A 15,967-nucleotide genomic window follows, 5' to 3' on the forward strand; every position below is an offset into this window, starting at 1 on the left:
TAAGCGCCGCACGATAAAACGTATTCCCGCAGTTAATGCCTCAAATGGGGTTGCCCTTGTCTTAAATTTCGGGCGCACAAATCCATTGCCCGTCAATGCAGGAAATAAAAAATGGTCGTTACCGGAATACGGACGAATTATTACGGGATGAAAACCCCTGTTTTTTATCAGCTTAAATTTGCTGGGTACTGATCATGATATAGACAGGAACGAAAGATTGTGCAAATTAAGCAGAGGTTAAGTGAGCTTTAGCAAAAGTGAACAATTAGTTCTTTTTTCTCCAGGTGATCCGACCTGCGTGCAAAAGCTTCCAGTAGAGGTGTGCTGTTGTTGGAGTTTAATGTGTTGATATATAGAAGATTGTGCTGCCGTCAGCGAAGGTGTACTTTGCAGGGGAATAGTGAGAATGGTTACCATCTCTAATGGTTTGCACGCTTGGTGAGTGTGATAAATCTCTCAGTTTTCTTTTCACTACTGCGCTTAAAAGTGATCTCAGAGAGTCCAGTCTCATGTTAAATAATAATCCATAATAAGTAGGCACAGGATTACATGATATATCCTGTGCAAAATAAAGAAAGTTACCTTCTACTGAATTATTAACGTGGAGTATTGCCGGAAAGTTTATTAAACGGGAAAAAGAAGGGTTGCACCTGTAGAATACGCGGTGTCATAAAAGTTCGTCGTACCCTATATGCAACAATCCCGACGAGGTGAGTCACCGTTGTCGGGATTGTTTCAGACTAACGACTGTTAGCGTCCGGCATGTTTCATGATGCGGGCTTTATCGCGCGCCCATTCCTGATCTTTCAGGTCGGAACGTTTGTCGTGCTGTTTCTTACCTTTGGCCACGCCAATCTTTACCTTACACCAGGCATTTTTCCAGTAAAGGGAGAGCGCGAGGACGGTGTAACCTTCGCGATTGATCGAGCCAAACAGGCTATCGAGTTCGCGTTGGTTGAGCAGCAGCTTACGGGTACGAGTAGGGTCGCACACGTAGTGGCTTGAGGCGACGGCCAGCGGCGTGAAGTTCGCCCCAAACAGGAAGGCTTCACCGTCTCGTAGGATAACGTAGCTATCGCTGATGTTGGCTTTACCCGCACGCAGGGATTTAACTTCCCAGCCCTGCAGGGCCAGTCCCGCTTCATACTCATCTTCGATAAAATATTCGTGACGGGCGCGTTTATTCAGCGCGATAGTGGCTGATCCAGGTTTGTTAGATTTTTTCTTAGTCATGGTGTCCTGAAGTCATCTTTTCTGTACATTGCCTCAATCCTCCCGCGAGGCGCAATGAGCTATCTTAGCACGAGTTGCGGCACAGCGTTTTTTTTAACACCCGATAAATGATATTATTTGCGCGATGACAGTGAGTGGAAATTGCTATGCCTCAGATTAGTCGTACTGCGCTTGTACCTTACAGCGCGGAACAGATGTACCAACTCGTGAATGATGTGGATGCGTATCCTGAATTTTTACCCGGTTGCACCGGGAGTCGTGTACTGGAGGCCGGACCGTCGCAAATGACGGCGGCGGTTGACGTATCCAAAGCGGGGATTAGTAAAACCTTTACCACCCGCAATACGCTGACCAGCAACCGGAGCATTTTGATGCATCTGGTGGATGGCCCGTTCAAGAAACTGATCGGCGGCTGGACGTTTACCCCGCTTAGCCAGGACGCCTGTAAAATTGAATTCAACCTCGATTTTGAGTTCACCAATAAGCTGATAGAAATGGCGTTTGGTCGGATCTTCAAAGAGCTGGCCTCGAACATGGTGCAGGCCTTCACGGTGCGTGCCAAAGAGGTTTACAGTGTCGCCTAAGCTCACCGTAGAAGTGGTTTACGCTTTGCCGCAAAAGCAGTACCTGCAAAAGGTTTCTCTGGACGAAGGTGCCACCGTTGAGCAGGCGATAGTTGCCAGCGGGGTGATGAAGTTGCGCCCGGAGATCGATTTGAGTAGCAACAAAGTCGGCATCTGGAGCAGGGCAGTCAAATTGCAGGATCGGGTGCATGACGGCGACAGGGTAGAAATATACCGTCCGCTGATTGCTGACCCGAAAGCGCTGCGTCGCCAGCGGGCAGAGAAATCCGCAAAATAAAAAAGCGCTCAATGAGCGCTTTTTTTTCGTCTGTAGCGGGCTGAATTACTTGGTCAGCGCCGGTTTGTTGTCGATGTTAGTCAGCACACCGCTGCTGTTGAAGGTCAGCGTCAGCGTCTGCTGAGTTACCTTCTCATGGCCCGGTTCCTGACGGAACACGTAGAACCAGGTATTCGTTCCGAACGGATCGGACATCATCGGGGTGCCCAGTGCATAGGCAACCTGCTGTTGTGTCATGCCGACACGAATTTTTGCGACGTCGTTAGGTGCCAGATAGTTACCCTGGTTGATGTCAGGACGGTAAACCACTCGCTCCAGAGTGGAACAGCCTGCGGTCAACATCAGAAGAACCGCTGCGGCAGCAGTCAGCATTTTACAGCGCATAGTGATTTCATTCCTTTTCGGGCCTGAGCAGTTCACGGCTCAATTGTCATATGCCGATGATAATAGACCTTGCCGGACATTGAAACTGGTCTTGTGGCGTTTTGTTGTTGTCTATGACCCTGAGTTACCGAAAAAGTTTATGCCGCCAGCAACTCTTTGGCATTTGCCAGCGTATTACGGGTGACTTCGCTGCCACCGAGCAGACGGGCCAGTTCCTGCAAACGGGCACGCTTATCAAGCGGCTGCATGTGCGTTTCGGTCATCGCGCCGTCAGTTTCTTTGCTGACGTAGAAATGATGATGGCCACAGCCCGCCACCTGCGGCAGGTGGGTGACGCACATTACCTGTGTGGACTCGCCAAGCTGGCGCAGAAGTTTGCCGACCACTGCTGCCGTCGGGCCGCTGATACCCACGTCGACTTCATCGAAAATCAGTGCCGGGGTTTCCATTTTACGCGCCGTGATCACCTGAATCGACAGGGCAATACGGGACAGCTCACCGCCGGAGGCCACTTTGGCAATCGGCTGCAACGGCTGCCCTGGGTTGGTGGTGACCCGGAACTCAATGCTGTCTGCGCCTTCTGCCGTCAGATGGTTTTCTTCGAAGCAGACATCAATGGTGAACTTGCCGTGTGGCATTGAGAGTGAGTGCATGCTGTCGGTTATCAGCCCGGCTAATTCTGTTGCGCTAGCGACACGCAGAGCATGCAGCTGCTGGGCGGTTTCCAGCGCCTGCTGGTGGTGTTTGCTCACCGCCAGGCTCAGCGTTTCCGCAGAGTCGGCTTGGCAGTCAAGCTGCTGCTGTTCGTCGAGCAGGGACTGATAAAACACCGGCAACTCTTCTGGGGTGACATTGTGCTTCCGTGCCAGTGACATCTGGCGTGAGATGCGTTGTTCCAGCTCAAACAGGCGGTTGGGATCGAGGTCGAGACTCTCGCAATAGTGACGCAGCTCATCGCTAGCTTCGCTCAACTGAATGGCGGCTTCTTCCAGCATCTCGAGCACGCCGGAAAGTTTAGCGTCCATACTGGTTAGTTCGCCCACCAGTTGACGGGCGCTGTAAAGTTGGCTTTGCAGATTGGCGTCTTCACCATCTGCCAACAGATTTAGCGCCTGCTGGCTAGTGCTGATTAGCTGGCCACTGTTGGCGAGGCGCTTGTACTCTTCGTCAATTTGCTCAAATTCACCCACCAGCGGCTGGAATTCATTCAGCTCTTTCAACTGATACTGAAGCAGTTCGGCGCGCGCGATACGTTCATGGCTGAGCTGTTGGTGCTGGGCCAGGTTGCGGCAGCTTTGATGCCATTGACGGTAATGTTCCGCCATACGCTGAGTGAGCACCGACTCACCGGCGTAGCCATCAAGTAGCGTTTTTTGATGTTCGGGTTTAACCAACAGCTGGTGGGCGTGCTGACCGTGGATTTGAATCAGCAACTGCCCCAGCTCGCGCAGCTGCGACAGCGGCACGGCGGTGCCGTTAATAAAGCCCCGGGAGCGCCCGTCGCTGCTGATCACCCGGCGAAGTAAACACTCACGCCCGTCCTCAAGCTGATTGGCTTCCAGCCAGCGCTGAGCGGCGGGGGTATCTTTCAGGGAGAAGCGGGCGCAGAGGGAGGCCCGGCTGGCACCGGCGCGCACGATATCGCCTTCGGCACGACCACCCAGACACAGCCCGAGGGCATCAATCGCAATAGATTTACCGGCCCCGGTTTCGCCGGTGATGGCCGTCATTCCGCTATGAAAATCGATTTCAAGCTCACGTACGATTGCAAAATTGCTGATGGTCAGTTGTGCCAGCATAGTCGTCTTCCTGTATGAAAAACCATAACTGTGTTTTCATACAGTATAAACTGGTTTTTTATACAGTAAAGAGGCTAAGCTGATTTCAGAACAATTTTTTTGACCAACCGAGTTTTGAACTCAAGGTGTTGAAATAGTTGTAGTCTTTCGGGTGGATAAGGTTGAGATGGTAGTCGCAGCGGCGGATCAATACGTCTTCCCCTTCCTGAATTGGCAGTGCAATCTGGCTATCGCAGCTGATTTCCAGGTCCGTGCGCGGGTGCGCAAAGCGCAGGCGAATGGTACTACTGCTGTTGATTACCAGCGGTCGGGCAGAAAGGGTGTGTGGGAACATGGGCACCAGGGTAATGGCATCCAGAGAAGGCGTCAGAATCGGTCCGCCAGCGGAGAGAGAGTAGGCCGTCGAACCGGTTGGCGTGGAAATAATCAGGCCATCGGAGCGCTGAGAAAAAGCAAACACTTCGTCGATATACACTTCAAATTCGATCATGTGTGCCACTTTGCCCGGGTGCAGCACTACTTCATTAATCGCCGTGCTAATGCGTTTCTGGCACTCTTTCTGACACACCTGGGCTTCAAGCAGGAAGCGTTTTTCGGTGATATAGTGACCTTCGAGTACGTCAGCCAGTTGCTGGTGCGCATTGTCGGGATCGAGGTCGGTCAGGAAGCCGAGATTACCGCGGTTGATGCCGATAACCTTGATGTCGTAGCGTGCCAGGGTTCGCGCGGCACCGAGCATATTGCCATCGCCGCCGACCACCACTGCCAGGTCTGCCTGTTGGCCGATTTCAGCCAGCGTCCCGGTGGCAACGTTCTTCAATTGCAGCTCGCGAGCAATCTGTTGCTCAACAATCACTTCGTAGCCTTTGGTACACAACCAGCGGTACAGCATTTCATGTGTGGTCAGCGCGGTAGGATGGCGGGGATGACCGACAATACCGATACACTTGAAATGATTGTTCATTTTCTGGAGGTCCTTGTGACGAATGAATGATGACAATGTGCCTGCTTCCCTTGAATCCCGCAGCACGATCCCCATAATAAGCGAAGTCAGCGAGATGAATACGAAAAAACGCGGAGAAATTCATGAGTAGTAAAGAACAGAAAACGCCTGAGGGGCAAGCCCCGGAAGAAATTATCAAGGACCAGCACGATGAGGTAGAGGCCGTGGAGCCTGAGACTTCGGCTGAGCAGGTGGATCCGCGCGATGAAAAAATTGCGAATCTGGAAGCTCAACTTGTCGAAGCACAGACCCGTGAGCGCGATGGCGTGTTGCGTATCAAAGCCGAGATGGAAAACCTGCGTCGTCGTACCGAGCAGGACGTCGAGAAGGCGCACAAATTTGCACTTGAGAAGTTTGTGAACGATCTTCTGCCGGTTATCGACAGCCTGGATCGCGCGCTGGAAGTGGCTGATAAAGCTAACCCGGATCTCGCGCCGATGGTTGAAGGGATTGAACTGACCCTGAAATCGATGCTCGACGTGGTGCGTAAGTACGGCGTGGAAGTGGTGGGTGATACCAACGTGCCGATGGACCCGAACGTGCATCAGGCCATTGCGATGGTCGAGTCAGACGATGTGGCGGCGGGTAACGTGCTGATGGTCATGCAGAAGGGTTACACCCTGAACGGTCGTACCATTCGCGCGGCGATGGTTTCGGTCGCGAAAGCGAAGGCGTAATTCCAACGCTTAACCTCTCCCCGCCCCGGGGAGAGGTGCTTAATTATTCCCCAACGCTTTCCCGAAGCGATTTCACCGGCACCACTTTCACCTGCTTAATCATATTGTCCTGAACGTCGAGAATATCGATATCGTACTGGTTGATACGCACGCGCGTGCCAATCGCCGGGATCTCTTCCAATGCTTCCAGAATCACGCCGTTAATGGTGCGGGCCTCATCTTCGGGGAAATGCCAGTTAAAGGCTTTATTCAATTCGCGCACGTTGGCCGTCCCGTCGATAATCACCGAACCGTCGTTTTGCGGGGTCACTTCTTCTGCCAGCGAGGGGGACATGGAGGTGGTGAAATCACCGACAATCTCTTCAAGAATATCTTCCACGGTCACCAGACCCTGAATATCGCCATACTCGTCGACCACCAGGCCCGCTTTCTTCTTGTTGCGCTGGAATTTCACCAACTGGGTACTGAGCGGCGTTCCTTCCGGCACGTAATAGATTTCATCCGCTGCGCGCAGCAGTACTTCTTTGGTGAACTCTTTTTTCTCGGTCATCAGACGGTAGGCTTCACGCACGCGCAGCATGCTGATGGTGTCATCCAGCGAGTCGCGATAGAGCACAATGCGCCCGTGCGGGGAGTGGGTGAGCTGGCGGACGATCGATTTCCAGTCGTCGTTGATATCAATCCCGACGATTTCGTTGCGCGGCACCATGATGTCGTTAACGCTGACCTTTTCCAGATCCAGTACCGACAGCAGCATGTCCTGATTGCGGCGGGAAATTTGCGAGCGCGATTCATTCACAATGGTGCGCAGCTCATCTTTGCTGAGCGCCCCGCTGATCACGTGATCAGTTTTGATGCCCATCATGCGCATCAGAATGCGGGTGATAGCGTTCAGCAACCACACCAGCGGCATCATTAAAATTTGCAGCGGGGCGAGCAGGAAACTGCTCGGATAGGCCACTTTTTCCGGGTACAGCGCGGCAATCGTTTTTGGTAGCACTTCGGCAAAAACCAGCACCACAAAAGTCAGAATACCGGTGGCAATCGCCACGCCTGCATCACCATATAGGCGCATCCCGACGATAGTGCCCAGTGCAGAGGCGAGAATATTCACCAGGTTGTTGCCGATGAGCACCAGGCTAATCAGACGGTCGGGCTTACGCAGCAGCTTTTCGACACGTTTTGCGGCGCTGTTGCCCTGTTTGGCCATGTGGCGTAAGCGGTAGCGGTTGAGGGTCATCATCCCGGTTTCTGAGCCGGAGAAGTAGGCCGAGATAATGACCATGACCACAAGCGTGATGATAAGCGTTGTGGTTGAGATATGTTCCAAACGGAGATTCCTTTATGTCTTAGCTCGCGAACTGTTGCAGGACACGGCTACCAAAATAGGCCAGCGTCAAAAGTCCTGCGCCTGCCATGTTAAACCAGACCACGCGGCGTCCGCGCCAGCCTTCATGATAATGACCCCATAACAACACGATATAGACGAACCACGCGATAATAGACAGAACCGCTTTGTCGATATTTTCAACGCTGAACAGATTGTGCAGGTAAAACAGACCGGTGCACAGGGTCAGAGTGAGCAACACGACACCCACCTGGGTGATGTGAAACATTTTACGCTCAATGCTCATTAGCGGCGGCATTTCGCTGCTAAAGGCGAGCTTTTTATTCTTGAGCTGATAGTCAATCCACGCCAGCTGTAGGGCATACAGTGCCGCGATAATCAGCGTCGCGTAAGCAAACAGCGACAGCCCGATGTGCACCATCATGCCCGGGGTCGCTTCCAGATGGGTGATGAACTCATTGGGCATGAAGGTGGCGAAGGCGAGATTGATCAATGCAAAGGCATACACAATCGGCAGCAGCAGCCAGCCGCGGTTGCGCGAGGCGACTATCGTCATCACCGTACAGATCATCAAGCTCACCAGCGAACCGACGTTTAACAGGCTCAGGTTTTGTCCACTCTCACCGCCGGGCAGGATCCGCGCTTCCAGCGCAAAGGCATGGCAAATCAGGGCGATGACCGCAGACAAAATAGCCATACGTCGCCAGCCGCTGTTTTTTTGCAGCAGGCCAGGAATGATCAGCGCAAGGCTGATGGAGTAGGCAACAAGCGCGAGCAGGGCAAAAACAGGCATAGAGATGTCGACATTGGCGTGTGATGAAAGAGAAGCAGTATAACGTTACGTGACTCAGGCTCCAACCGTTGCATCACAACTCGTGCGGTGTCGTGTTATACTGCGGCAAAATTCTGTGAATGTGTCGCTGTGGCGACCGTACGTTTCCACCTCAGGCGAGAGACAATGTTTGATAATTTAACCGATCGTTTGTCGAGTACGCTGCGTAACATCAGCGGTCGCGGACGCCTTACTGAAGACAACATCAAAGACACGCTGCGCGAAGTGCGCATGGCGCTGCTGGAAGCTGACGTCGCGCTGCCTGTCGTCCGTGATTTCATCAACCGTGTAAAAGAGAGCGCGGTAGGTCATGAAGTTAACAAGAGTCTGACCCCAGGCCAGGAATTCGTCAAAATCGTTCGTCAGGAACTGGTTTCGGCGATGGGCGAAGAGAACCAGGTGCTTAACCTGGCCGCTCAGCCACCCGCCGTGGTGCTGATGGCTGGCTTGCAGGGTGCGGGTAAAACCACCAGCGTCGGTAAACTCGGTAAGTTCCTGCGCGAAAAGCACAAGAAGAAAGTGCTGGTGGTTTCTGCGGACGTTTATCGCCCGGCGGCGATTAAACAGCTGGAAACCCTGGCCGAGCAGGTTGGCGTAGATTTCTTCCCGTCCGACGTTGCTCAGAAGCCGGTCGATATCGTTAATGCAGCGTTGAAAGAAGCGAAGCTGAAATTCTACGACGTGCTGCTGGTGGATACTGCCGGTCGTCTGCACGTCGATGAAGCGATGATGGACGAAATCAAACAGGTTCATGCCGCGATTAATCCGGTTGAAACCCTGTTTGTGGTCGATGCCATGACCGGACAGGATGCCGCGAACACCGCGAAAGCGTTTAACGAAGCGCTGCCGCTGACCGGGGTTATCCTGACGAAGGTCGATGGTGATGCGCGCGGCGGTGCGGCGCTGTCGATTCGTCACATCACCGGCAAACCGGTGAAATTCCTCGGCGTTGGCGAAAAAACCGACGCGCTGGAGCCGTTCCACCCGGATCGTATCGCCTCCCGTATCCTCGGCATGGGCGATGTGCTGTCGCTTATCGAAGATATCGAGAGCAAAGTTGACCGCGCTCAGGCGGAAAAACTGGCTAACAAACTCAAGAAGGGTGACGGCTTTGACCTCACCGACTTCCTTGAACAACTGCGTCAGATGAAAAACATGGGCGGCATGGCGAGCCTGATGGGCAAATTGCCGGGTATGGGCCAAATTCCTGACAACGTGAAAGCGCAGATGGATGACAAGGTGCTGGTGCGTATGGAAGCGATCATCAATTCGATGACCTTCAAAGAGCGCGCCCATCCGGAAATCATCAAAGGTTCACGTAAACGCCGTATCGCGGCGGGTTGCGGGATGCAGGTGCAGGACGTTAACCGTCTTCTGAAACAGTTCGACGACATGCAGCGCATGATGAAGAAAATGAAGAAGGGCGGGATGGCGAAGATGATGCGCGGGATGAAAGGCATGATGCCTCCTGGTTTTCCAGGGCGCTAAATCGCTTTAGAGATTGCTTTTCGCCCAGAAATCAGTAAAATTTTCGGGCTTTTAATATGACACCGGGCTCCGTTCCTCGATGGGGCCCGGTGTTTTATTCACACAAGAGGATGTTATGGTAACTATTCGTTTAGCACGTCACGGCGCAAAAAAGCGTCCGTTCTATCAGGTTGTTGTTACTGACAGCCGTAATGCACGCAACGGTCGCTTCATTGAGCGCGTTGGTTTCTTCAACCCAATCGCATCTGCGGCTGAAGAAGAAACTCGTCTGGATCTGGATCGTATCGCTCACTGGGTTGGCCAGGGCGCTACTGTTTCCGATCGCGTTGCAACGCTGATCAAAGCCGCTAATAAAGCAGCTTAATCTGTCACGGTGGTCATGATGAGCAAGCAACTCGCCGCGAAAGTCCCTGCTGAACCGATCGTGGTTGGCAAATTGGGCTCTTCCTACGGTATTCGTGGTTGGCTCAGAGTGTTTTCCTCCACCGAAGACACCGAAAGCATTTTTGACTATCAGCCCTGGTATATTCAGAAGGCGGGTCAGTGGCAGACTGTCGAGCTGGAAAGCTGGCGTCACCACAATCAGGACCTGGTTATCAAGCTGAAAGGCGTTGAAGACCGGGATGCAGCGAATCTCATGACAAATTGCGAAATTTTCGTGGATTCCTCGCAGTTGCCTCAGCTCGGCGAGGGTGACTATTACTGGAAAGACCTTATGGGTTGCCAGGTAGTAACCACTGAAGGGTATGACCTCGGTAAAGTCATCGACATGATGGAAACCGGGTCCAATGACGTTCTCGTCATTAAGGCTAACCTGAAAGATGCGTTTGGTATCAAGGAGCGGTTGGTTCCGTTCCTCGATGGGCAGGTTATCAAGAAAGTCGATCTCACTACTCAAACCATTGAAGTAGATTGGGATCCTGGTTTTTAAAACCTCCGGATTACCGGTAAAAGACGGCACTATGGGGATTGGCTTGTGTTTATTGGTGTAGTTAGCCTGTTTCCAGAGATGTTTCGCGCGATTACCGACTACGGGGTAACTGGCCGGGCAGTAAAAAATGGCCTGCTGAACATCCAGAGCTGGAGTCCTCGTGACTTCGCCCATGACCGGCACCGTACCGTGGACTCACGTCCTTTCGGCGGCGGACCGGGGATGTTAATGATGGTGCAACCCTTACGGGATGCCATTCATGCAGCAAAAGCCGCGGCAGGTGAAGGCGCAAAGGTGATTTATCTTTCACCTCAGGGACGCAAGCTTGATCAAGCAGGCGTCAGCGAACTGGCAACCAGTGAGAAGTTGATTCTGGTGTGCGGTCGCTACGAAGGAATAGATGAGCGTGTAATCCAAACCGAGATTGACGAAGAATGGTCTATCGGCGATTACGTTCTCAGCGGTGGTGAGTTACCAGCAATGACGCTGATTGACTCCGTCTCCCGGTTCATTCCGGGGGTTCTGGGCCATGAAGCATCAGCAACGGAAGATTCCTTTGCTGATGGGTTGTTGGACTGTCCACACTATACCCGCCCTGAAGTGTTGGAAGGGATGAGTGTCCCGGCAGTATTACTGTCAGGCAATCATGCCGAGATACGTCGCTGGCGTCTGAAGCAGTCGCTGGGCCGGACCTGGCTGAGAAGACCTGAACTTCTGGAAAACCTGGCTCTGACTGAAGAGCAAGTAAGGTTGCTGGCGGAGTTCCAACGGGAACACGCACAACAGCAGCATAAACATGATGGTGAGGCGTAAGCCCCCCAAATATCAGTTTACCCAGGATAAGAGATTAAATTATGAGCAACATTATCAAGCAAATTGAACAAGAGCAGATGAAGCAGGACTTACCTTCCTTCCGTCCGGGCGATACCGTGGAAGTGAAAGTATGGGTTGTTGAAGGTTCCAAAAAACGTCTGCAGGCATTCGAGGGCGTGGTTATCGCTATCCGTAACCGCGGTCTGCACTCTGCATTCACTGTTCGCAAAATTTCCAACGGCGAAGGCGTTGAGCGTGTCTTCCAGACTCACTCTCCAGTTGTTGACAGCATTGCTGTTAAACGCCGTGGTGCCGTTCGTAAAGCTAAACTGTACTACCTGCGTGAGCGTACTGGTAAGTCTGCTCGTATCAAAGAGCGTCTTAACTAAGATTCGCTTAAGCGACATCCAAGTTAAAAAGGGCTGGCCGCAAGGCTGGCCCTTTTTTATGTATCTGACTTGCCAATTTCCCCTTGATTGTTAACCTTCCAGCTGCAAATCATTTACAATGCCCCCGCTTCGGAGGGCAGATGACAGACAACAGATTTCATCGCAGCAGCAGTAAACGCATCGCGGCATGGCTCGCGCTGTTTGCTATGGCGTTGATTATCGTTGCGCCGCTGATTTCCGTTTCCCTGCAAAAAGACCCAATGAGCGCCATGCCGGGGATGCATCACGACCTGTCCATGCTCGGTGAGCATCATGTCGGACATAGCCCGGCGTCGATGCCAGTCGATCATGCCGAAGCCTGTGGCTATTGCGTATTACTGGCCCATGTGCCGGGATTGTTGCTGGCGCTAGTCGTGCTGGTCTGCGCCTTACTGATGCGTCTGCATTTTCGCCTTCCACGGCTGGTGGTGCAGGCGTGGCACTTCTTCCCCTGGCTTTATCCTGATACCCGGGCACCGCCCCCACGGTCTGCTTTTACCTGCTAACAACATCCGAATGGGCGCTTGGACGCCACACTCTCTGTTTGCTTTTTAAAAGGAAAAGTATGATCACCTGCACCCCGCGCGCAGCATGGATTAACCTGCTGCGTCGCCTACATTTCGCCATTGGCCTGTTTGTCGGGCCGTTTATTTTTATCGCGGCGCTGACCGGCACGCTGTACGTAGCCACACCACAGCTTGAAAATTTCATTTATCGTCAGGCGTTGAGCGCAGAAGTTGTCGGCGAACCGCACTCCCTGGCGGAGCAAATCGCGGTCGCAGAAGAGGCGGTCGGCCTGGATTTACCGCTGTACGCCGTGCGCCCGTCACTCACGCTTGGCGAAACGACCCGCGTGATGTTCAGTTCGCCTCAATTGGACGGATCCGAGAGTCGGGCACTGTTTATCGATCCGGTTACGCTGGCGGTAAAAGGCGATATGACGGTGTATGGCACCAGCGGTATTTTGCCCCTGCGCCAGTGGATTGATTACGCTCATCGGTCATTGCTGTTGGGCAACGTTGGGCGGCTTTACAGCGAACTGGCCGCGTCGTGGATGTGGATTGCGGCCTGCGGCGGGATTGCGCTATGGTTTTTCACCCGTCCGAAACGGCGGCTCAACAACCGCCTACAGAATAATCGTCGTATTCACGTCACGTTGGGCTGGCTACTGCTTGGCGGAATGCTGCTGTTTTCGGCGACCGGGTTGACCTGGTCGCAGTGGGCAGGTGGTAACGTCGATAAGCTACGGGCCGCGTTTAGCTGGTTGACACCGCAGGTCAACACCCAACTGAGCGGGCAGGCGAGAATTGAAGACCCACACGCAGAGCACCACGGTCATCATGATGGCATGGCAATGATGATGACTATGCCGCTGGATTTAACGCGTTTTGACAGCGTATTGCATCTGGCTCAGCTATCGGGAATCGATGCGCGTAGGCTGGAGATTCGCCCGCCGAAAAGCAGTGACAGGGCGTGGACCGTGACTGAGATCGACCGCCGCTGGCCAACCCAGGTCGATGCAGTGGCTGTCGATGCCAATACAATGCAGGTAGTGGATCGGACCCGTTTCGCTGATTTTCCGCTGATGGCAAAACTCACGCGCTGGGGTGTCGATTTCCATATGGGTCTGCTGTTTGGCGTGCTAAACCAGCTGGTGCTGATTGCCTTCGGAACCGCGCTGTGCGTGATGATCCTCATCGGTTACCGGCTGTGGTGGATTCGCCGTCCGTCACCGGCAGCCTATAACCCGATGACGACGTTGACGCAGAGCTGGTGTGATTTGTCGCCGGTTGGGCGTGCCGGGACGATTATCGTTGCCGTGATGTTGGGGATGGCAATGCCAGTGCTGGGGGGAAGTCTGCTGCTGTTTATCATCATTGACGTCCTGCGCTGGCGGATGGCCAACGCAGTGTCGTCGGTTCAGTCAGCAGAGTGATCGTTCAGGGCGCGCTGATCACCACCGTGACACGACGGTTTTCGGCGCGACCCTGCGAGGTTTTATTGCTCGCGATAGGATATTTTTTCCCCAATCCGCGCGTGGTCAGGTTGGTGCGCGGGATATGCGCCCCCTCGGCCCAGGCATCGGCAACCTGGTCGGCGCGCTTGAGTGATAGCGCTTCGTTGTAGCTCTCTTCGCCGTAATTATCGGTGTGCCCTTCCATGCGGGCGTGCATCAGCCCGGTGGCGGCAAGTTTTGCGGCCATGGTCTGAATTTGCTGCCGACTGTCGGTTTTCAGCTGGTAGTTATTGGTATCGAACAGAATTTTATCCGACATGCCTAAGGACCAGTCGCCTGCGTTTTCGGTAAATCCCCAGGTTTTCATGGCGCTAATTTGTTCCTGAGAGAATTTTCCCTGTGGCGTCTGGCAGCCGCTCAGGATGAGCGCTGCGAGTAACACGGGAGTGGATAAACGCTTACGCATTCTGAATTCCTTATAATTTAACAAAGTGTCCTGGTTCGCTGATTCTTCATCAGATACATGTTTTTATCGGCCTGTTCCAGCAAACCTTCAATGCTGTCATGCTCGCTGGTCATGGCGTAGCCGATACTCACTGTGAACGGGGCGGCGTGACCATTGTGCATATCCATTGCGGTGGTGAATCGCTGCGCCAGCGCGATACAGAAACGTTGAACCTGCAGCTCATCGCTGATATTCGACAGCAACACCGCAAACTCATCCCCGCCGAGGCGGAAGGCGTGGTGCTGTTTTCCGCCAAATTCAACCAACCGCAGAGCGGTCTCGATCAGCACATAATCCCCGGCGGCGTGGCCCCAGGTATCATTGATGACTTTAAAATCATCGCCATCCAGATACAGCAACGCTGACCCCGCCTTTGCCACGGGGTCATTCATCAGAGCGTTGATGTGGGTACGGAACGAGGCCCGATTAGGTAGACCTGTCAACGGGTCGTGCATGGCGGTGCGGAGCAGTTGATCGTTCTTCGCCTGTAATGAACGCTGCCACTCCTCCATTTCATCCAGCAGGCTGTTGAAGTCCTGGGCGAAATGGTGGAACTCCTCGATGCGTTCTTCGGGCACGCGACGCGCAAAGTTCCGGTTGGTGCGCACGTCATGCGCCACGTCGGTAATTTTCTGAAGGGCGTTGACCACATCGATATGCAGATGCCGTGAGATAACCATCGCCGCCGCGGTGGCGAGCAGAACGCAGGTGGTCAGGACGCCCAGTGAGGTCCAGATAAAATGGCCAATCAGGCTGTCGCGGGCGCTGAGCCGGATTTGCCCGATAATCTCGCCATTGTGGATGACCGGCTGGGTGGTGGGTTTGGGAAACAGCCAGTGGCTGACCAGCAAGTTAAAACGGTCGCTGCTGGCATCGCTTTCGTATGCCCAACTCGCAAACAGCTGATGACGTTTATTATAAACGTCGGCTTCGGCAAATTGCCCCTGTTTGCCCAACGTGGCAAGCGTATCTGCTGCTGCTGTTTCATCACCAAAAACCAGCGCCGCTTCGATACTGTGGCTCAGCGTCGCCCCGGTCAGTTCGAGGTTTTTTTGTCCGTACTGTTTCAGCGTAACCACCGAGACGACGCTTAGCATTAGCCAGACCAGGGTCATTGCAATGACGATAGTGGTCATGTTGATTCGCCGTAAGGTTCGTTTAAACGTTGGGCGCTGCGCGGTTGAGAATTCCTTATTCATGTTTTTTATTCCGGGCAAGCATTAATACGTCAGGATTAACCCTGACGCCACTTCTTGAAAGCGCGTCAAGATTGACGGCAAACGTAAGTCGCGATGATTTCATTTGCAGGCAAAATGCACTGCCAAAACTACAGTCTGAATTTTGCTCAGCAATCGTGAGCAGGGGACGGTTCTGGAAGCTATTAATAATTTGCTGCTGGCGTTCTGGTGTTTCACTCCCGAAATAAAGCGCATCACATTTCGCGGTCAGCGCCTGTTGTTCATTTTCTACGGTGATGGGTGAAAAGGGGCGGGTGTCATTTTCCCCATGACTCAGCGCCATGACATAAGCAGAGCTTGAGAATATACAGAGCGTTGGCTTGCCATTAAGCGCAGGCCAGCGGGTATAGCTGACAATGCCTGAAACAATATCGCGGACAGCACTCTCCTGTTCGACAGGCGCAGCAAATACCGGCCTTTCAGCCGTCAGGAATATCAGTGCCAACGTCATTTGGCACGCAACAGGTTGC

The 15,967-nt window shown here is 53.3% G+C and carries 19 protein-coding genes; 10 read left to right on the forward strand and 9 right to left on the reverse strand.

Annotated elements, in window-relative coordinates:
* Positions 1 to 750: 750 nt before the first annotated feature.
* Positions 751 to 1,233: an SsrA-binding protein SmpB gene (smpB, locus tag SIK69_RS14215; RefSeq protein WP_319629048.1), complete on the reverse strand. Its 483-nt coding sequence runs from the start codon at positions 1,231 to 1,233 to the stop codon at positions 751 to 753.
* A gap of 146 nt (positions 1,234 to 1,379) precedes the next feature.
* Between smpB and SIK69_RS14220 the strand changes: the two genes are divergently transcribed.
* Together SIK69_RS14220 and SIK69_RS14225 are read left to right on the forward strand one after the other, a co-directional pair.
* On the forward strand, positions 1,380 to 1,817 hold the full coding sequence (locus tag SIK69_RS14220) for a type II toxin-antitoxin system RatA family toxin (RefSeq protein ID WP_319629047.1): 438 nt from the start codon (positions 1,380 to 1,382) through the stop codon (positions 1,815 to 1,817).
* Positions 1,807 to 2,094 carry an RnfH family protein gene (locus tag SIK69_RS14225; RefSeq protein ID WP_319629046.1) on the forward strand — a complete coding sequence of 96 codons (288 nt, stop codon included), beginning with the start codon at positions 1,807 to 1,809 and terminating at the stop codon, positions 2,092 to 2,094. The genes SIK69_RS14220 and SIK69_RS14225 overlap by 11 nt, the downstream gene beginning before the upstream one ends.
* Positions 2,095 to 2,139: 45 nt before the next feature.
* Here SIK69_RS14225 and bamE read toward each other — a convergent pair whose 3' ends face one another.
* The 3 genes from bamE to nadK all read right to left on the reverse strand — a co-directional run bounded on the left by bamE (position 2,140) and on the right by nadK (position 5,241).
* A complete protein-coding gene (gene bamE, locus SIK69_RS14230) occupies positions 2,140 to 2,478 on the reverse strand; it encodes an outer membrane protein assembly factor BamE (protein ID WP_319629045.1) in 339 nt (112 codons plus the stop codon).
* A 137-nt stretch (positions 2,479 to 2,615) separates the two neighbouring features.
* On the reverse strand, positions 2,616 to 4,277 hold the full coding sequence (gene recN, locus SIK69_RS14235) for a DNA repair protein RecN (RefSeq protein WP_319629044.1): 1,662 nt from the start codon (positions 4,275 to 4,277) through the stop codon (positions 2,616 to 2,618).
* Positions 4,278 to 4,362: 85 nt separating this feature from the next.
* On the reverse strand, positions 4,363 to 5,241 hold the full coding sequence (nadK, locus tag SIK69_RS14240; protein WP_319629043.1) for an NAD(+) kinase: 879 nt from the start codon (positions 5,239 to 5,241) through the stop codon (positions 4,363 to 4,365).
* 122 nt (positions 5,242 to 5,363) lie between these two features.
* Between nadK and grpE the strand changes: the two genes are divergently transcribed.
* Complete coding sequence (grpE, locus tag SIK69_RS14245) at positions 5,364 to 5,957, forward strand: nucleotide exchange factor GrpE (protein WP_319629042.1); 594 nt, start codon at positions 5,364 to 5,366, stop codon at positions 5,955 to 5,957.
* 43 nt (positions 5,958 to 6,000) lie between these two features.
* Here the strand turns inward: grpE and SIK69_RS14250 are convergent, their stop codons facing one another.
* On the reverse strand, positions 6,001 to 7,287 hold the full coding sequence (locus SIK69_RS14250) for an HlyC/CorC family transporter (RefSeq protein WP_319629041.1): 1,287 nt from the start codon (positions 7,285 to 7,287) through the stop codon (positions 6,001 to 6,003).
* 19 nt (positions 7,288 to 7,306) lie between these two features.
* Positions 7,307 to 8,098 (reverse strand): cytochrome C assembly family protein, encoded by a 792-nt coding sequence (locus tag SIK69_RS14255; RefSeq protein WP_319629040.1) that lies wholly within the window; start codon positions 8,096 to 8,098, stop codon positions 7,307 to 7,309.
* Between the two features lie 165 nt (positions 8,099 to 8,263).
* Between SIK69_RS14255 and ffh the strand changes: the two genes are divergently transcribed.
* The 7 genes from ffh (at position 8,264) to SIK69_RS14290 (ending at position 13,733) form a co-directional block, all read left to right on the forward strand.
* Positions 8,264 to 9,625 carry a signal recognition particle protein gene (gene ffh / locus SIK69_RS14260; protein ID WP_319629039.1) on the forward strand — a complete coding sequence of 454 codons (1,362 nt, stop codon included), beginning with the start codon at positions 8,264 to 8,266 and terminating at the stop codon, positions 9,623 to 9,625.
* Positions 9,626 to 9,740: 115 nt separating this feature from the next.
* A complete protein-coding gene (rpsP, locus tag SIK69_RS14265) occupies positions 9,741 to 9,989 on the forward strand; it encodes a 30S ribosomal protein S16 (RefSeq protein ID WP_319629038.1) in 249 nt (82 codons plus the stop codon).
* Positions 9,990 to 10,007: 18 nt separating this feature from the next.
* Positions 10,008 to 10,556: a ribosome maturation factor RimM gene (gene rimM / locus SIK69_RS14270; RefSeq protein ID WP_319629037.1), complete on the forward strand. Its 549-nt coding sequence runs from the start codon at positions 10,008 to 10,010 to the stop codon at positions 10,554 to 10,556.
* Between the two features lie 45 nt (positions 10,557 to 10,601).
* The gene (gene trmD, locus SIK69_RS14275; RefSeq protein ID WP_319786403.1) at positions 10,602 to 11,369 is read left to right on the forward strand and encodes a tRNA (guanosine(37)-N1)-methyltransferase TrmD; all 768 of its coding nucleotides are present in this window, start codon (positions 10,602 to 10,604) and stop codon (positions 11,367 to 11,369) included.
* 41 nt (positions 11,370 to 11,410) lie between these two features.
* Positions 11,411 to 11,758, forward strand: a complete 348-nt coding sequence (gene rplS, locus SIK69_RS14280) for a 50S ribosomal protein L19 (RefSeq protein WP_319629035.1) — start codon at positions 11,411 to 11,413, stop codon at positions 11,756 to 11,758.
* A gap of 140 nt (positions 11,759 to 11,898) precedes the next feature.
* Entirely contained in the window at positions 11,899 to 12,303 is a 405-nt protein-coding gene (locus tag SIK69_RS14285) for a DUF2946 domain-containing protein (protein WP_319786404.1), read from the forward strand.
* Between the two features lie 59 nt (positions 12,304 to 12,362).
* Positions 12,363 to 13,733: a PepSY-associated TM helix domain-containing protein gene (locus SIK69_RS14290; RefSeq protein WP_319786405.1), complete on the forward strand. Its 1,371-nt coding sequence runs from the start codon at positions 12,363 to 12,365 to the stop codon at positions 13,731 to 13,733.
* Between the two features lie 4 nt (positions 13,734 to 13,737).
* Here SIK69_RS14290 and SIK69_RS14295 read toward each other — a convergent pair whose 3' ends face one another.
* From SIK69_RS14295 to yfiR, 3 genes are read right to left on the reverse strand one after another with little or no spacing between them, the layout of a single operon-like run.
* Positions 13,738 to 14,220: an OmpA family protein gene (locus tag SIK69_RS14295; RefSeq protein WP_319629032.1), complete on the reverse strand. Its 483-nt coding sequence runs from the start codon at positions 14,218 to 14,220 to the stop codon at positions 13,738 to 13,740.
* Positions 14,221 to 14,237: 17 nt separating this feature from the next.
* The gene (dgcN, locus tag SIK69_RS14300) at positions 14,238 to 15,458 is read right to left on the reverse strand and encodes a diguanylate cyclase DgcN/YfiN (protein ID WP_319786406.1); all 1,221 of its coding nucleotides are present in this window, start codon (positions 15,456 to 15,458) and stop codon (positions 14,238 to 14,240) included.
* The gene (gene yfiR / locus SIK69_RS14305; RefSeq protein ID WP_319786407.1) at positions 15,451 to 15,948 is read right to left on the reverse strand and encodes a regulatory sequestration protein YfiR; all 498 of its coding nucleotides are present in this window, start codon (positions 15,946 to 15,948) and stop codon (positions 15,451 to 15,453) included. The genes dgcN and yfiR overlap by 8 nt, the downstream gene beginning before the upstream one ends.
* Positions 15,949 to 15,967: the final 19 nt, after the last annotated feature.

Origin of the sequence: Scandinavium lactucae (assembly GCF_033843265.1) — a bacterium.
Taxonomy (GTDB): Bacteria; Pseudomonadota; Gammaproteobacteria; order Enterobacterales; family Enterobacteriaceae; genus Scandinavium; species Scandinavium lactucae.

Excerpts from the sequence above, each read along its gene's own strand:
- SIK69_RS14255 (WP_319629040.1), bottom strand. The coding sequence starts at position 8,098 with ATGCCTGTTTTTGCCCTGCTCGCGCTTGTTGCCTACTCCATCAGCCTT.
- SIK69_RS14295 (WP_319629032.1), bottom strand. The coding sequence starts at position 14,220 with ATGCGTAAGCGTTTATCCACTCCCGTGTTACTCGCAGCGCTCATCCTG.
- SIK69_RS14285 (WP_319786404.1), top strand. The coding sequence starts at position 11,899 with ATGACAGACAACAGATTTCATCGCAGCAGCAGTAAACGCATCGCGGCA.
- SIK69_RS14290 (WP_319786405.1), top strand. The coding sequence starts at position 12,363 with ATGATCACCTGCACCCCGCGCGCAGCATGGATTAACCTGCTGCGTCGC.
- grpE (WP_319629042.1), top strand. The coding sequence starts at position 5,364 with ATGAGTAGTAAAGAACAGAAAACGCCTGAGGGGCAAGCCCCGGAAGAA.
- rplS (WP_319629035.1), top strand. The coding sequence starts at position 11,411 with ATGAGCAACATTATCAAGCAAATTGAACAAGAGCAGATGAAGCAGGAC.
- dgcN (WP_319786406.1), bottom strand. The coding sequence starts at position 15,458 with ATGAATAAGGAATTCTCAACCGCGCAGCGCCCAACGTTTAAACGAACC.
- SIK69_RS14220 (WP_319629047.1), top strand. The coding sequence starts at position 1,380 with ATGCCTCAGATTAGTCGTACTGCGCTTGTACCTTACAGCGCGGAACAG.
- ffh (WP_319629039.1), top strand. The coding sequence starts at position 8,264 with ATGTTTGATAATTTAACCGATCGTTTGTCGAGTACGCTGCGTAACATC.
- rpsP (WP_319629038.1), top strand. The coding sequence starts at position 9,741 with ATGGTAACTATTCGTTTAGCACGTCACGGCGCAAAAAAGCGTCCGTTC.
- smpB (WP_319629048.1), bottom strand. The coding sequence starts at position 1,233 with ATGACTAAGAAAAAATCTAACAAACCTGGATCAGCCACTATCGCGCTG.
- rimM (WP_319629037.1), top strand. The coding sequence starts at position 10,008 with ATGAGCAAGCAACTCGCCGCGAAAGTCCCTGCTGAACCGATCGTGGTT.
- bamE (WP_319629045.1), bottom strand. The coding sequence starts at position 2,478 with ATGCGCTGTAAAATGCTGACTGCTGCCGCAGCGGTTCTTCTGATGTTG.
- recN (WP_319629044.1), bottom strand. The coding sequence starts at position 4,277 with ATGCTGGCACAACTGACCATCAGCAATTTTGCAATCGTACGTGAGCTT.
- nadK (WP_319629043.1), bottom strand. The coding sequence starts at position 5,241 with ATGAACAATCATTTCAAGTGTATCGGTATTGTCGGTCATCCCCGCCAT.
- yfiR (WP_319786407.1), bottom strand. The coding sequence starts at position 15,948 with ATGACGTTGGCACTGATATTCCTGACGGCTGAAAGGCCGGTATTTGCT.